This is a genomic window from Pirellulales bacterium, assembly GCA_035533075.1.
Lineage (GTDB): Bacteria > Planctomycetota > Planctomycetia > Pirellulales > JAICIG01 > DASSFG01.
The window spans coordinates 135,193-150,608 of the sequence record DATLUO010000193.1 but is presented as its reverse complement, the minus strand read 5'-3'; the positions used below and the strand labels follow the sequence as shown (position 1 = coordinate 150,608).

General features: G+C 62.3%; 14 protein-coding genes. 9 read left to right on the top strand and 5 right to left on the bottom strand.

From position 1 onward, the window contains the following. Positions 1–30 precede the first annotated feature (30 nt). Positions 31–540 carry a PepSY-like domain-containing protein gene (locus VNH11_24260; protein ID HVA49502.1) on the bottom strand — a complete coding sequence of 170 codons (510 nt, stop codon included), beginning with the start codon at positions 538–540 and terminating at the stop codon, positions 31–33. A 136-nt stretch (positions 541–676) separates the two neighbouring features. On the opposite strand from VNH11_24260, the gene VNH11_24255 reads away from it, so the two are divergent. From VNH11_24255 to VNH11_24240, 4 genes are all read left to right on the top strand, one after another. Further along, positions 677–1,231 carry a protein-S-isoprenylcysteine O-methyltransferase gene (locus VNH11_24255; protein ID HVA49501.1) on the top strand — a complete coding sequence of 185 codons (555 nt, stop codon included), beginning with the start codon at positions 677–679 and terminating at the stop codon, positions 1,229–1,231. 244 nt (positions 1,232–1,475) lie between these two features. Next, a complete protein-coding gene (gene asnB / locus VNH11_24250) occupies positions 1,476–3,359 on the top strand; it encodes an asparagine synthase (glutamine-hydrolyzing) (GenBank protein HVA49500.1) in 1,884 nt (627 codons plus the stop codon). A gap of 143 nt (positions 3,360–3,502) precedes the next feature. Beyond that, on the top strand, positions 3,503–3,919 hold the full coding sequence (locus VNH11_24245; protein ID HVA49499.1) for an EamA family transporter: 417 nt from the start codon (positions 3,503–3,505) through the stop codon (positions 3,917–3,919). A 144-nt stretch (positions 3,920–4,063) separates the two neighbouring features. After that, the gene (locus tag VNH11_24240; GenBank protein HVA49498.1) at positions 4,064–4,348 is read left to right on the top strand and encodes a hypothetical protein; all 285 of its coding nucleotides are present in this window, start codon (positions 4,064–4,066) and stop codon (positions 4,346–4,348) included. Positions 4,349–4,406: 58 nt separating this feature from the next. Here the strand turns inward: VNH11_24240 and VNH11_24235 are convergent, their stop codons facing one another. Beyond that, entirely contained in the window at positions 4,407–6,032 is a 1,626-nt protein-coding gene (locus VNH11_24235; protein HVA49497.1) for a substrate-binding domain-containing protein, read from the bottom strand. A 208-nt stretch (positions 6,033–6,240) separates the two neighbouring features. Here VNH11_24235 and VNH11_24230 point away from each other — a divergent pair, with 208 nt between their 5' ends. From VNH11_24230 to VNH11_24220, 3 genes are read left to right on the top strand one after another with little or no spacing between them, the layout of a single operon-like run. Next, a complete protein-coding gene (locus tag VNH11_24230; protein HVA49496.1) occupies positions 6,241–7,257 on the top strand; it encodes a KpsF/GutQ family sugar-phosphate isomerase in 1,017 nt (338 codons plus the stop codon). 16 nt (positions 7,258–7,273) lie between these two features. Beyond that, positions 7,274–7,795, top strand: coding sequence for an HAD hydrolase family protein (locus tag VNH11_24225; protein HVA49495.1), 522 nt, complete (start codon positions 7,274–7,276; stop codon positions 7,793–7,795). A gap of 11 nt (positions 7,796–7,806) precedes the next feature. Beyond that, a complete protein-coding gene (locus VNH11_24220; protein HVA49494.1) occupies positions 7,807–10,851 on the top strand; it encodes a hypothetical protein in 3,045 nt (1,014 codons plus the stop codon). Positions 10,852–10,872: 21 nt separating this feature from the next. On the opposite strand, the gene VNH11_24215 is transcribed toward VNH11_24220, so the two are convergent. Together VNH11_24215 and VNH11_24210 are read right to left on the bottom strand one after the other, a co-directional pair. Continuing rightward, positions 10,873–11,148, bottom strand: coding sequence for a hypothetical protein (locus tag VNH11_24215; protein HVA49493.1), 276 nt, complete (start codon positions 11,146–11,148; stop codon positions 10,873–10,875). Positions 11,149–11,190: 42 nt separating this feature from the next. After that, complete coding sequence (locus tag VNH11_24210; protein ID HVA49492.1) at positions 11,191–11,541, bottom strand: hypothetical protein; 351 nt, start codon at positions 11,539–11,541, stop codon at positions 11,191–11,193. 535 nt (positions 11,542–12,076) lie between these two features. Here VNH11_24210 and VNH11_24205 point away from each other — a divergent pair. Both VNH11_24205 and VNH11_24200 read left to right on the top strand, forming a co-directional pair. Next, positions 12,077–13,123, top strand: coding sequence for a hypothetical protein (locus tag VNH11_24205; protein ID HVA49491.1), 1,047 nt, complete (start codon positions 12,077–12,079; stop codon positions 13,121–13,123). Positions 13,124–13,166: 43 nt separating this feature from the next. Further along, entirely contained in the window at positions 13,167–14,204 is a 1,038-nt protein-coding gene (locus tag VNH11_24200; protein ID HVA49490.1) for an Rpn family recombination-promoting nuclease/putative transposase, read from the top strand. A 33-nt stretch (positions 14,205–14,237) separates the two neighbouring features. On the opposite strand, the gene prfB is transcribed toward VNH11_24200, so the two are convergent. Then, positions 14,238–15,357, bottom strand: a protein-coding gene (gene prfB / locus VNH11_24195; protein ID HVA49489.1) for a peptide chain release factor 2 whose coding sequence is annotated in 2 segments (ribosomal slippage) — positions 14,238–15,287 and positions 15,289–15,357 — 1,119 coding nt in all. Because the reading frame shifts where the segments join, the coding sequence is not laid out codon by codon here. Between the last annotated feature and the right edge of the window lie 59 nt (positions 15,358–15,416).

Genomic DNA, 15,416 nt, shown 5'->3' with positions numbered 1-15,416 from the left:
CCGACCGTCGGCCAGGCGCGACCGCCCCGGCTATTTATCATCGTCGTCCTCGTCGTCCTCTTCCTCCTCGGCTTCCTCTTTCAGGATCTTGCCGCTGGCGTCGACGGTCACTTCCACGTCCTTGTCGTCCGATGCCTCGACGACCACTTCATAGGTGGTCTTGCCGCCGGCGGTGACCTCTTCGGCCTTTTCCATTTTGCCTTTGGGATACTTCTTCTTGATCGCGTCGCTGACCGCTTTCGGAAGTTCTTTGATTTCAATCTCACGCTCGATCTCGGTGATCTTGCCGGCGGCTGTGAGCGAAACCGAATACTCCTGCCCTTTGTGCTCCAAGCCGATCTCATAGGTCGTCTTGCCGTCTTCAGTCTCTTTCGCCGCCTCCGTGAGCTTGGCGCCGGGGAATTTGGCTTTGACCGCCTCGAGCACCACCTTGGGCACTTGGTCGAGCGGAACGTCTTCTTCCTTCGCAAGTGCCCGAGCATCGACCGTCAACAACATGAGGCCCAAGGTGAGCACCGACGTGGCCAGAACGTAACGCATGGCTGCAATCCTTTCGCTGAGAATCTGTGGGCTTGCCGTTCGGCCGCACGCCGGCCGATGACGGTGTCATTTTACACGGCGTGCGTAAACGGTCGATGAAGCGCAGATAAGATTTTCTTTATATGCCAAGGCGGTCATGGTTCTGGCAAACATCCTGATGATTCTGATCCGGGCGCCCCACGGACAGCGAAGTCGAACGCTGCCCGTTCTCAAGAGCCGCAAGGGCAGGCTGGAAGGCCTGCTGCTGGGCATCAACTACGCGGCCTATTTTTTCCCGCTTCTGTGGATCGTCACGCCGGTGTTCTCGTCGGCGGATTATCCACTTCACCCGGTCTCGTTCTGCGTCGGCAGCGGTTGTTTGATGGCCGGGCTATGGCTCTTCCACCGATCGCACGCGGATCTCGGCGACAACTTTTCAGTTTCGCTGGAAGTGCGCGAGAAGCACCAATTGGTCACGCACGGTGTTTATCGCCGCGTGCGCCACCCGATGTATCTGGCGTTCTTCGTCTACCTGTCGGGCCAGGCGCTGGTGATTCCGAACTGGTTGGCAGGCCCCTCCGAAGGTATTGCCATGCTGCTGCTTTTCGCCTTCCGCGTGGGGCGCGAGGAACGCATGATGCTTGAAGCCTTCGGCCAGGACTACCGCGCATACATGGCGTCGACCAAACGCCTGCTGCCCAGCGTCTGGTGATTCAGCGGTGCTCGCCAGCGCTCTTGTCGTTGGCATGGTATGGTTTGCCGGCAACGAGGTCGCGGGATAAGCCGAATGCGGACAGCAGCACGAGGACCGTCGCAACGGCCAGATCCTGGAGCAAGAGCGGGCTGCCAACTCGGCATTGTGGTTGCCAGGGAGGGCTGATCTGAATACCATCCGCTCCCCCGGGCGTCGTAGCAGGGGGCTTTAGCGGGATTTCCCACAGGCCGTGTTCCGAACCATGTGTGGTATCTTTGGCATTCTGCAGCATGATGCGTCGACCGTGCCGGACGCGGGGCGGCTGCGGCAAACTGCGTTCGAGCTTGAGCAGCGCGGCCCGGACGGACTAGGGATCTTTTCCGACCTCGGGGTGGGCCTGGTCCACACCCGTCTTTCCTTAGTCGACCCAAACGAGCGCAGCCGCCAGCCCTTTTGGGACCGCACCGGGCGGTTTTGCCTGGTCTATAACGGCGAGCTTTACCAATATGAAGACTTGAAGCGGCGACTGGAGCGGCGAGGCGTCGTTTGGCGAACGACCTGCGATACGGAGGTGCTGCTCGAAGCCCTGATTCACTTCGGCGTGGAGCCGACGCTCGCTGGATTGGAGGGCATGTTTGCCTTCGCCTTGTACGACCGCCGGGACCAAACGCTCGTTCTGGCACGCGACCGACTGGGCATCAAGCCTCTTCACTTCCACCAAGGCGAGAAGGCTTTCCTCTTCGCTTCTACCCCGCGTGCCATGAAACGCTGGCTGACGCTACGGCCGAACATGTTGGCCGTCTCATCATATTTACTGGGCTTTGGCGGCCCCACTGTCGGCGATTCGTTCTTCGACCAGATCGAGAGCCTTGCACCCGGCGCCGTGCTTCGCGTTCGAGCCGGCGAACTCCTCCGCCGCACGCGCTTTGTTCGCGTGGAAGATACTTCGGACAACGCCGAAGCACAGAGTTTGGCGGCCGAAAAGCCGGCACGGGTGGTCGATCGCGCCGATGAGTTGCTGACGAGGAGCGTGAGGAGCCAGTTGTTCGCCGATGCCCCTGTTGGCGTCTTGTGCAGTGGCGGCGTCGATTCGTCGCTGCTGGCGGCAATCGCGGCCAGGCATCGTCGCGATTTCACGATCTTCCACGCCGACGTGGAAGGACCGCTCAGCGAGCGCAGCGCAGCAGCGGCGTTGGCACGCTGCCTCAAGCTGGACTTTCAGGCCGTCAAGGTGTGCGATTCCGACTTCATCGAGCGCATGCCTGACGTGATCGAACACTATGGCTTCCCGTTCACGTTCCACCCTGAATCGGTCGCCATGTTGAAGCTGGCCGAATTGGTCCGCGCCGCGCGAGTCAAGGCCGTCCTCTGCGGCGAAGGTTCCGATGAGTGCTACTTCGGATATCCATGGCTCGCGCCGACGAGTCGCAACAGGCTCCGGATCCCGGGCCGCATAGACCGCTGGCTGCCTCGATTAACCGCTGGTCACGCCCAAGGATTGCCGGCAGCCTTGTCGCGCGATGGAACCGGCCTGGAAAAGATCGACGGCCAGATGGAACTTGAACTGGGGCAGACGGCCTTTGACGCCTGGCAGGGCACAAACTCGCAACGCAGTGCGGCGCGGCGTCGTTGTGCCCTGACGGGACTGCTGAAGTACGTCTTACGGACGTTGCTCCATCGCAATGACAGCATGGGCATGGCCGCAGGCGTTGAAGCTCGCTTTCCATTTTTGAGCAACGACCTGCTGCACTTTGCGGAGAACCTGCCTCCGGCCTACAAGATGCGGTTTTCGCCCCTCTCGCTCCGGTCGCAGCACCCGCTGTTCTGCGACAAATGGATCATTCGCCAACTCGCCAAGCGATACCTGCCAAAGCGGCTCAGCCAACGGCCCAAGCGGCCCTTTCCCACCGATGCCTACGAACGCCTCACCATTTCGCACAAGTTCTTTGAGAACTCGTTCCTGGCCGACTTGCTACGGTTGAACGGCACGCGGCTCGAACAACTGATCGAGGGCACCGACCGCGCTCTGCGGATCCGCTTGCTGCAACTCGACGTCTGGGGACAAATCTGCCTCCAAGAAACTCCCAAGTGCAGAGTACTGCAACGTCTTCGCGACCACACCACGCTGGCACCGGCGGCGCGCTGAAGTGAAAGGCGACAAGCTGCTGATTGCCGTTGCCAACGCTCTCGGGGAAATCGGCCCTTCGGCCGCGGCGGCGGTGCCCGCCGTCCGGTGTTGCCCAGGATCCGTTATCATGACAGGATCACGGGTTCGCTTGGACACTGAACATGAATTGGCTGCACTGGGCGTTGTTGTCCGCTCTATTTGCCGGGGCGACGGCAATCTTGGCAAAGGTGGGAGTGAAGGACCTCGATTCCAATCTCGCCACCGCCATCCGCACCGTGGTCATCTTGGTCTTTGCCTGGTTGCTCGCTTGGCGCCAAGGGCCGATTTCATTGCACGGCGTAACCCCTCGAACATGGCTCTGCTTGGCGTTGTCGGGCGTGGCGACCGGCGCTTCCTGGCTTTGCTACTTCAGGGCTTTGCAACTTGGGAAGGCATCGCAAGTCGCCCCGATCGACAAGCTCAGCGTGGTGGTCGCAATGGTTCTGGCGGCAATCTTCCTTGGCGAAGAGCTAAGCTGGCGGCACTGGGCTGCCGGCGCGTTAATCGTGGGCGGATCAATTCTCATGGCACGAGCGTGAAGGCATGGCTGCGTTCGACAACAAGGCCGGAAAACCTGGCACGAGCCGCAATGAAATAAGAGAAAGCGGTCGGCGGCCTCTCCTTGGCGGACGGACCGTGAGCCGAAGATAAGATTTTCCTTATCTTGCGTCACTCGACGCGTCTTGCCGGCGATCGCTCGCCTACTGCAGGTCGGCGGCGGCGAACGAACGTCGCTGATGTTCGGACTGGGCATGAACAACAACGGCACCGGCCTGGTGCTGGCTTCGATGGCGCTGGCCGATCATCCCACGGCGATGTTGCCGATCATCTTTTACAACCTCGTGCAGCATCTGGTCGCCGGCGGAGTCGACCGTCTCGTCGTAAGCGAGCGACCCACGGCGCCTGCGGCTCCCAGGGCACGGGCAGACGCGGCTCGTCCCTCGGCTGTCAGCAAAGCCGCGTCCTAGATCGAGACATGGTTAGAACGGCTGCCGGCCTTCCGGGAAACGGGCCGCGAAATGTCGCTCATCGGCGTTCCTCGGCGGACTTCTGCCCGTCCAGCCAACGAAAACCCTCGCTGGTGAACTTCTCTTTCGACGACTCGGTTCGGATCGCGTGCAGCAGACGCTGGCCCAACTGGCGATGGTCTGAGCCCTTCGCCACGCCGTAGGGCTGTGTGGCCACCGAACAGGGAATGCCCTGAATGCGGACCGCGTCCAAAAACTCGGCCGCGCCGACCGCGTTGCTCAGGTAAGCCACCGCCGCGTCCAGTGAGCCGCTCCGCATCTGGTTGACGAGCATGTCGCCGGTCGGCGTCTGCACCACGACGTTCTTCATCACCTCGGTCCGCAGACCACTTTCTTCGAACGTCCGCTGCGTGATCCAGCCCATCGCACACTGCTTCTCGTGTCCGATACCGACCCGCAGTCCGGGCTTGCTCAGATCCGCGAGCGACTCGATGCCGTGCGGATTCCCCTTCTTGACCAGGATCACCAGTTCGTTCTGCGACACAGATTCCGGGCTGGGAAAGATGTCGTTCACCTGATTCATGAACTCGGTATCGCAGGCGAAATAGGCGTCGGGAACCTCGCCTGCTTTCATCTGCGCGACTAGAATGCCGCAGCCGTTGTAAACCCGCGTGACCTTGACGCCCTCCCGGCGCTCGAACTCGGTGATCGTCTCCTCGATTGCCGGCCGCAGCATCGACCCCGCATAGAGCGTCAACTCCGGCTGCTCGCTCCAGGGATCGCCCTCGACCGGCTCAAAGCCAAACTCCCTATACCGCACCAGCCCCTTGTCGCGAGCGCTAAGATACCGGGCAAAGTGGACGGCCGCCCGCGGACGGGTACTCGATTTCAGCAGGGCCACCGCCACCCGCGACTGAATCGACGCCAGTTCGGGAATCGAAATCCCCTCCAACGTTTCATAGTCGTGCAGCACGGGTCCGTAGACGATGCCCGCATCGACGGCCCCGATTTTCACGTCGTTGGCCACTTCGTTGACGGTCGTGTTAATCACGGTGGTATGCTGCGCGAGCGTCTCCCACCGGCCGATCGCTGAGAGCGCGGCTTTGGTCAGTTTGCCGATGGCGGTCGCTTCAGGACTGCCCTGCGCCACGCGAATCTCGTCGCGCAGCAAGTCGTCCAGCTTGGCAATCTGCTTCGGATTGCCTTTCGGAACTGCCACAACGGCTTTCATGTCGGCCAGGGCAAAATCGTCAACGATCAAATTGCGCTCTCGCGCCGCCGTGAGAAAACTATCGTCGGCGGGCAGATACAGGTCGCCGCTCTTCGACACTTCCAGCGAAGCCAGCAGCGTCTGCGAAGCTCCGTACTGCACCTGCACCGGGATACCGAATTCCTTCTCGTAATCCGCCCGGACCGCCTCCATGACCCCTCGGTTGCTGGCCGCGCAATAGATCATCGGCGAGAGTTCGGCGGATAACGCTCCGGTCTCTGTGGCGACGCGTCTGGATGGCCGTTCGACAAGGCCCGCTACGAGCAGCCCGAGGAGCAGCAGCGTGGCGACGGCGACCATCACGGGCCCGGTGGATGCACCGCGTCGCTTGCCGTCGCGGCGATGGTCCGGGTGATGCAGAACATCCGGAGGGTCAGCAACTCGATAGATAATTGTCGGGTGAGCGGGTGTCATTTTGCGCGTTCTGGAGCGGAGTGCGGGAGGCGGGCATCAGCGGTAAACAATCGCCAGCCTACGTCTCACGCGGGAGCGGTGCAACGGGCGACACCGTCGCGAGGTCTGAAAGGTAGCGGCACGGGATTTGGACCCCGGTTACTGGGCATTGCCCCGATTTGTCTGGGCCGATACAATCCGCGGCCCCTCATGCCCAACGCCTAATGCCATGACCGAAGCCGCGGCCCCGCTGAGCCACTTGACGCCCTTTGAACAGCTCAGCTACGCGCGCGAGATCATCCGCATCGAGGCGCAGGCGCTGGAAAAAGTCGCCCGGCGGCTCGACGCCCGGTTCTGCCAGGCCACGGCTTGTCTGCTGGGCTGCCGCGGCACCGTGATCGTCAGCGGAATAGGCAAAGCCGGCTTGATCGGTCAAAAAATCTCGGCCACGCTCGCCTCGACCGGCACGCGCAGCATCTTTCTTCATCCGACCGAAGCGATGCACGGCGACCTGGGACGCGTGGCCGAAGACGATGTGATGCTCGTGCTGTCGCAGAGCGGCGAGACGGAAGAGGTGCTGCGAATGCTGCCCTCGCTGGCGGCGCTCGACGTGCCGATCATCGCCGTCACGAGTCGCGAATCGAGTTCGCTCGGACGTGCCGCGACGGTGACGCTGGAGCTGGGACCGCTCAAAGAAGCTTGTCCGTTGGGACTGGCTCCCAGCGCCAGCACCACGGCCATGCTCGCCTTGGGCGACGCCTTGGCGCTGGTTGCCAGCCGCATGGTTTCGTTCGGCCATCATGATTTTGCCCGCGTTCATCCGGGCGGCAGTTTGGGGCGGCAGCTCAGCAAGGTCGAGGAGCGGATGCGGCCGTTGTCGGAATGCCGCATCGCCCGCGAGTCCGACGTGGTGCGTCAGGTGTTCGCCGAGCTTCGCAGGCCGGGGCGCCGCACGGGAGCCATTCTGCTTGTGGGCGAAGACGGCCGATTGACCGGCATCTTCACCGACAGCGATCTGGCCCGGTTGTTCGAGGCCCGCCGCTACGAGGCATTCGACCAGCCGATTTGCGGCGTGATGACGGCCAACCCCCGCACGGTGCCGCTGGGATCGATGCTGGCCGACGCACTGGCGATTCTGGCGGAACTGAAGATCAGCGAGCTGCCCGTCGTCGGTCCGGCCGGCATTCCGGTCGGACTGCTCGACGTGACGGACGTCGTCGGTATGATGCCAGGGAGAGAACCCTGAACCCCGAACCCTCCAAATGACGATCGCCAAACGCTGCCACTCCATCGAACTGATTGTTGCCGACGTCGACGGCGTGCTGACCGACGGCAGCATCGTGTTCAATAACGAGGGAATAGAAACCAAGCGTTTCCATATTCGCGACGGCATGGGCATCAAGCTGTGGCAGTGGGCCGGAGGCAAGTTCGGAATCGTGACCGGCAGAAACTCGCACATCGTCAACGTCCGCGCGGCCGAGTTGGGCATCGACATCGTGCGGCAAGGCACCGAGAACAAGTTGGCCGCGCTCCGCGAGATCGCCGCGCAGTTCCGGCTGGCCCTGGAGCAGGTTTGCTACATCGGCGACGACTTGCCCGACCTGGCGGCGGTCCGTGCCGCCGGACTGGGCGTGGCGGTGGCCGACGCTTGTGCCGAAGTGCGCGAGGCTGCGGCCTACGTCACTCAGGTTGCCGGCGGGCAGGGCGCCGTGCGCGAAACCGTCGAACTGGTTCTCAAGTCGCAGCAGCGGTGGGACGACGTCATCCAAAAGTATGAAGCTTGAGCGGGAGCTTGATGAGTCGACCGTTGCGCATCATCGGCAGCTTTGTGGTCGTCGTGGCGGCCTATTGCGTCTATTCGCTGGCGGCCGTGCCGTTGATCGAGCCGGAAGACGCGGCCGGCGACCACGGCGAGATCACCGCGGAAGAGCGCGAGCAGGCCCTGGGCAGCGTGGCCAATCAGCGGGCCGACCTGCGCCGCTGGTTCAAGGACGGCGATTGGGAGCTGACCTCGCCCAAAATCCTGGAGACGGCCCAGGGCAAGCTGTTGCTGCGAGACTATCACCCCGATCCCGAAGATCCGCACGTGGTGACGCTCAACCCGTGTACGATGATCTTCTTGCCCGAAGGCCAGTTCGACGATGAAGAAGAGCGTCTGCGGCGGGCCATCGTGCTTCGCTCGCCCGACGGCGCCACGCTGCGGTTTGCCGAGCCGATCGACATCAAGAAAGGGCAGATGGGCAGCAAGATCGTGGGCGGCCACATGCCCGGCAAGGTGACGATTCGCAGCGAGCAACGTTCGCCGGGCCCCGAAGACGATCTGTTGCTGCTCACCGAAAACGTGACCTTGGACCACGATTGCATCACCACACCGCGGCTTGTGGAATTCTTCTATGGGCCAAATCGAGGGCGGGGCCGCGAGATGCGGCTGGAGCTGACCACCGCCGCCGAGAAGGCCGCTCAGCCCTCGTCGGGGCCGGCCAAGACATTCGAGTTGGCCCGCGATGTCCACATGCGCATGGAGACGGCCGACGGCGATTTGTTTATGGCTGGCTCCAAGCCGGCCGCTCCCACCGCTCCCACCGCTGCCGCCGATGCCAAGCCTGCATCGCCCAAGCCGCCCGTCGAGATTAGTTGCCAGGGACGGCTGCACGTCGACCTGCGGCGTTACGTGGCCACGTTCCACGAGCGGGTCGAAGTGGTGCGGTTGAACCCGGTTGGTGACAGCGACCGGCTGACCTGCCAGCGATTGTCGGTGCGGTTCGAGCCGGACCCGACGGTCAAGACCGCGGCCGGCGATACCAGCGGCAAAGGCATGCCCAGGTTGCGGCCGCGCTACATCACGGCCGACGGCAACCCGGTGATCCTCGATTCGCGCTCCAACGGCGTCGAGGCCCGCGGGCGGCGGCTGGAATACGACGTGCAAACTCGCAGCGGCAAGCTGCTCGATAACGACGAGGCGACGCTCCGCCAGCTCGACCCCGCGACCTGCCAGCTCCGCGAAATCCATGCCCGCGAGTTGGAGTTCGAGTCCGACCCGGAGTCGCCTTCGGGGCCTCCGCGGCGGGTCGATGCCCGTGGCAAGGGCTGGCTGCGCGGCGCGCCGCCCGCCGATCCGGACCAGAAGCTTTTTGTGAAATGGACGACGCGATTGACCTTTCAGCCCTACGAAGGCAGCCAGGTGCTTTCGATCCTGGGCAATGCTTACGTGGAGAGCACCGACACCGGCTCTCTGGAGGCGGACGAGATTCACGTTTGGCTGCGAAAAGCGGCGGCGGGCACGCAGGCGCCGTCTTTCGGCGGGCCAACCGGCCAGGGAGGCTTGGTGCCGGAAAAGATGACCGCTCGCGGCCACGTCCGTCCTAACGCGCCGCAATTGAGCGGCATCGTTCGCGAGATGGATATCTGGTTCGCTCCCGAAGATCCGGCCGTCGTGGCCAGCGGCCCGGCGGATCCCGCCGCGCCGGCCGAACCGCCGCCGGAGCAAAAGGCCGAGCGCGCCCCGCCCGATCAACGCTGGAACGTCTCCGGCGACGTGCTCAAAGTCCAGGCCCGTTTCGTGGCCGGCAAGACCGAAGTGACGGAAGTGCAGCTCGACGGCGACGCCCTTTGCAAGGAGTTGCCCTCGCTGGCCAAGCAGCACCAACCCCTTGAAGGACCGCCCGAACAGTTGATGGTCATCCAAGGCGAGCAAATCCATCTGGTGCAGCCGGCGCCGGGCGAGGCCAAAGTCCGCATCACCGGCCGGCCGGCACGCGTCGACGCGCAGGGCATGACGCTCATCGGCGGCGACAAGCAAAAGGCGGGCAACATCCATCTCGACCGCGCCAAGAACCAGCTCTGGATACCGGGCGAAGGGACGCTGGTGTTGCCCGTCGACGAAGACATGCAGGGACGCAAGCTCGCGCGGCCGCAGCAGTTGGAGATCCACTGGAACGGCCGCATGCGGTTCGACGGCCTCACGGCTGATTTTGAGCGGGACGTGGTGGCCAGGAACGACGAAGCGGTGCTGAAAACGCCGGAGCTGCAGGTGACCTTCCGCGAGCAGGTGCGCTTCGGCTCCGATAACGATGGAACGCGGCCGCAAGTGCAGCGGCTCGTGTGCCGCCAACACGTCGACCTCGACCGGCATGAACGGCAACGCGGCAGGGTGCTTTCCTGGGAGCGATTGGTGGCCCGCGATCTGGTGTTCGACTATGCGACGGGCGATTTCGTGGCCCGCGGCGACGGCGTCATCACGCGCACCTGGCTCGACGACGGCAGCACGCCGGCGGTGACTCCGGGCGGCTCCAAGAAAAAACCGGCCGCGCCTCCCTCGAAAAACCGCACGCGGCTTGTTTATTTGAATGCCACCTTCGTCGAAAAGTTGACCGGCAATCAGCGGCGCGACATCGTCACCTTGCACCGCCGGGTGACGGCCGTCTACGGCCCCGTGCTCCGCTGGCAGCAGTGGCTCGACCCCAACTATCCGAAGCGGCTGGGAACGGAAGGCTTCGTGCTCAAGTGCGACCAGCTCACGGTGGCCAAGAACGGCCTGACCGGCGACAGCCAGCCGGCGGTGGAATTGTACGGCGAAGGCAACATCGTGATCGAAGGCTCCGACTTTTTGTCGCGCTGCCGCAACTTGCGGTATGCCTCGAACAAGGACTTGCTGGTGCTCTCCGGCGACGGCCGCAGCGCCGCCACGTTCTATCGCGATCAGCAGAACGGCTCGAACCCCATCGACTTCGCGGCGAACCGGATCCTGTATGAACCGAAGCTGCAGCGGTTGAACGTGAACAACTTCGAGAGCCTCGACGTGATGGGGCTGCCGTCGCAAAAGTCGCCTGAAAAGAAATAGGCGTGGCGGTTGCCGAGATGTCTACTTGATCTCGACGATTCGGACACTGCCCGCAGGGACTTCAAGCACCACACGATCGGCTTCGATCTCCAGGGGGTCGTCGGGCAACAAGCGATCGCGCGCGTTGCTGAAAGGAACGTGCGAGACAATGGTCACAACACGGTTTTGGCGGTAATCGGTCGGCGTGATTCCTTGTTGCGGCTTATCTTGCCCGGCGGGATTCAGCAACGTGACTGCCCAGCCGGTTTGCGTACGGTTGACGAGCCAATTGACTTCTCCCCGCACTTCGATCGGCATGAGCCGCACGTGATGACCGAAAGTAATGTTGAGCGGTTCATATCAACCCTCCCCGATGATCTGTAAAGCATAGTCCCTGTCGAACCGGCTGCAACCGCATGTTCGAGCGAACGCACCGCGGATCAGGCCCACAACTGGGTATGGGCACCAGAGGTCCGCGGACCCTTGTTTCAATTCGGGAGCCTTGCCGTTCGGCGGAACCCGCTTGTAGTAGTCGCTGGCCGTGTAGAAGCCGTTGCCGATGAACCTCAGGTTCGACTCGGAGTTGAAGTAGGAATTCTTCCAGAGCCGGTAGCGGGTGAGCGGTTCGGGAGCCGCTGCCAGCCAGGCCACCTGATGCACAAGCCCGATAAACGCGGTGCCCGCCATGAACAGAAGCGTGAAGACCGCCAAAAGCTGAACCGTCCTCTTCAGCGGCCAACCACTTTAGAAATGGATGGCCGCCTACCAGGAGCTGATCGCCAGGAGGGCGACGAGTTTGTCGATCGCGTCTTCGAGGTGGCTGGGCTGCCGCTTGTCCGCGTCCCGGCACGGGCGGCCTACCGACCGGCCGAGTTTGGCGGCCCTCATCGAACCGCGTCGCGGCACCCGGGGTGCCAGCTTCGTTGCGCCCGCAGCCGCCGCCGGTCCGGTCTGCCCAAGGTGCGGAGTGGAGATGGTGAGGCGAGTCGCCCAAAAGGGATCGAACACCGACCAGTTGTTTTACGGCTGCCCGAATTTTCCGCGGTGCAGGGAGATCGTGAACGTAGCAGAGTCTGTGCGAGGCTCGTCGTGCCGCCCACGGTTTACCTTGGATTGCAGATCCCGAGTCGGGTGGCGTAAAGTGATGGTGTCTTGCACTGGCCCTGATTGCCAAGGAGACGCCGAACGGCCGAACTGCCGAAAAGCGTTGGCTGCGGCACAGTCGAAGCGAAAGGAGCGATCAGAAATGTTCCGAACCCCGCTGCAGCGTGCGATAGCTCGAGGAATGAAACAGGATGGTGATCTGGCGGAGGAGCTACGCACACTGGGCAACTACACTATTCGTTCGCGCAAGGACGCCAAAGCGATTTGCGGGGCGCTTGACAAGCTGCCCCTGCGTTCGGATGGAAATCATTTTTCATCGCCGCTGCATGCGCTGACTGGGCTGTTTCGAGATGTCGAGAGCGGCGATGTTCCGGCATTTGAAGTTCTGTACGACGAGGGTTTGCCGCAACTAATTCGTATTTTCGATGCCCGAATCCGCCGCGTCGATGATGACGATGCTGAAGACTTGCTTTTCGTGCTGACGATTCTGGCCCTGTATGGATCGCGCGAAGGGGCGGAAAGAATCGTCGCAGCGGCAAAGCGACCGCTCAAGCCCGATGACTACCAGTGGCACGTGATCTTGTCTGAGCTTTCCCAAGGCCATCCAGATCGCGACTATGCGTTCGAGGCGTTGGGCGATCCGCTGCCGCCCGCTTTTCTGGCGGTGGCCTTGCTCGATAGCGCGAACAGGGCCGCCGTGGAAGATGAGTTGCCGCGGCATCCGTTTGACTCGGCAAGCGGTTGGCAGCGGTTGCAGGACTGGTTGGAAGACCGAGACACGGAGAACTTTAGTTATGCCCGCAGCGCTGCCAATGCGCTGCCGTTCATAAGCAACCCCGCCCGCGACCAACTTCTGGCCCTGGCCATGGATCATATCGACCCCGGCGTGCAGATCGTAGCCGCCTGGGCCGTCGCAACGCTTGGCCGCGAAGCCGGCTTAAAAATGCTTGCGAGGTATTGTCTGGACGTGAACCATTCGGAGGTCGCGCGACACTACTTGGGCAGACTCGATCGCGAAGATGTTATTCCCATTGAAGCAAACGACCCCTCTTTTCAAGCCAAAGCGGAGTTTGCCACTTGGCTCGCTCATCCATGTGAACTGGGCGAGCCGCCGGATGAACTGGAAGTCGGCCATGAAATAACGGTAGGCCTGGCGGACCTGTTTGATCCGCGCCGCGTCCGTCGCTAAGCTGGGTGCGACTTCGTCAACGAACCGCGATCCACATCTTTCCATGAAAACGCAGACGGATCCCAAGGTCGACTACGCATTCAAGCACGTCTTTGGCCGCGAAGAGAGCAAGCCGGCGCTCGTCAGCCTGCTGAATGCGGTTTTGGAGCCGGCCGCCGGCGAAGGCATTGTCGGCCTGGAGTTGCTCAACCCCTTCAATGCAAAGGCCTTTGAAACCGCCAAAACTTGCATCGTCGATATCAAGGCCCGTGACGAAAGTGGTCGGCAGTTCTTGGTCGAGATGCAAATGCTGGCCGACGACGCATTCCGCCAGCGAGCGCTCTTCTATTGGGCGGCACTTTACCAGGAACAGTTGCACCAAGGCGAGAACTGGCGGGAGCTGCGGCCGACGATCGCAGTTTGCTTTGTCGATACGCCGCTGTTCCCGGAACTGCCGGATTACCAGTCGATCTTCGAGCTGCGCGAGCGCCGCCGTCAGACGCTCTTTACGGATCAACTGGCGCTGTATATCCTGGAATTACCGAAGTTCAAGAAAGGAATTGATGAGCTGGCGACGCCGCTCGACCGCTGGCTCTATTTCTTGCGGAATGGCGAATACCTCGATGCGGAGACCGTGCCCGTAACCTTGGACGTGCCGGAGCTCCGCTGGGCATTAGGAGACCTGTTTATGATTTCGCGTATCGATCCGGAACGTGAGCTCTATGAAGCCCGGCTGCAGGAGCGGCGCGACAAGGCGTCGTATGAAGAAACCGTTCAACGAGCCGCTGAACAACGTGCTCAGCAAATCGTTCAGCAAGCTGTTCAGCAAGCCGTTCAGCAAGCCGTTCAGCAAGCGGCCGAGGCGGCCGACGCAGCCGAGGCGAAGGGCCTCGCAGAAGGACGCGAGAAGGGCCTCGCAGAAGGACGCGAGAAGGGCCTCGCGGACGGACGCGCGGAGGCACTGCGAACAGTCATTCCAACGCTGCAAAAGTCGCTGGGACAGGATGTTCTGCCACGGGAAGAATTGCAGATGCTCTCTTGCGACGAGTTAGAAACCATTTGGACGCGGCTGCAAAACGATCTGCTGGACAACCACGATTAACCTCCTAATCCTGAGCCGGTCGAAAGCGTCCGCTTACTTCTCCGCCCCCGCCACCTCTTTTCCCACCCGCCACTGCAAGAAGGCGTCCAAAAAACCTTGCAGCGCGTTGCCATCCAGCACGCTCTGAAAGTTGCCGACCAGATAGCCGGTGCGGGCGTCTTTCACGCGCTGGTCCGGATGCAGAAAGTAGTTGCGAATCTGCGAGCCGAAACCCGTCTTGGCCTGCGATTGATACTTGGCGGCCTGCTCCGCCTCGCGCTTTTCCTCCTCAAGCCGCGCCAGCCGCGCCCGAAGCATTTTGATCGCAGTGGCCCGGTTCTTGTGCTGGCTGCGCTCGTTCTGGCATTGCACGACGATGCCCGTCGGCAGGTGCGTGAGGCGAATGGCGCTCGAGGTCTTGTTCACGTGCTGGCCACCCGCGCCGCTGGCACGGAAGACGTCTTCGCGCACATCGTCGTCGCGAATTTCAATCTCGGCCGACTCGCCGATTTCGGGCGACACATCGATGGCGGCAAAGCTGGTCTGCCGCTTCCCTTCGGCGTTGAACGGGCTGATGCGCACCAAGCGGTGCATGCCCGTCTCGCCCTTCAGATAGCCGTAGGCCATCGGCCCGCGGACGGCGATCGTGGCGTTGGAGATGCCGGCCTCTTCGTTGTCTTGCCGGTCGAGCACTTCGGTTTCGTAGCCGTTCTTCTGCGCCCACAGAATGTACATCCGCAACAGCATCTCGGCCCAGTCGTTGGCGTCGATGCCGCCGTCGCGGGCATTGATCGAAAGGATGGCGTGGTTGGCGTCGTGCGGACCGTCGAGCAGGGCCTTGAGCTCCAACTCATCGAGCCGGCCCTCCAACCGTTCCAGCTCCGGAGGCACCTCGGCCGCCATTTGCGGATCTTCCTCGGCCATTTCCAACATGACGGCCAGGTCGTCATTGGCGGCAATCATTTCGCCGATCGGCTTGATGATGGCGTTCAGGGCCTTCAGCTCGCCCACGGTGGCCTGCGCCCGCTCTTGATTATCCCAGAAGCCCGGCTGGCCCATTCGGGCTTCAATCTCGGCCGCCTTGGCCCGTTTGCTGTCGTAGTCAAAGAGAGTCCCGAAGTTGGGTGATCCGCTGATGAATGGCCGTCGCTCGATCGGTCAACTCGCGTTCCATGAAAGACTCTCCGTACGTCGCCTGCGGTAAGGGAATAAGATCAGCCGAATTATATCGGC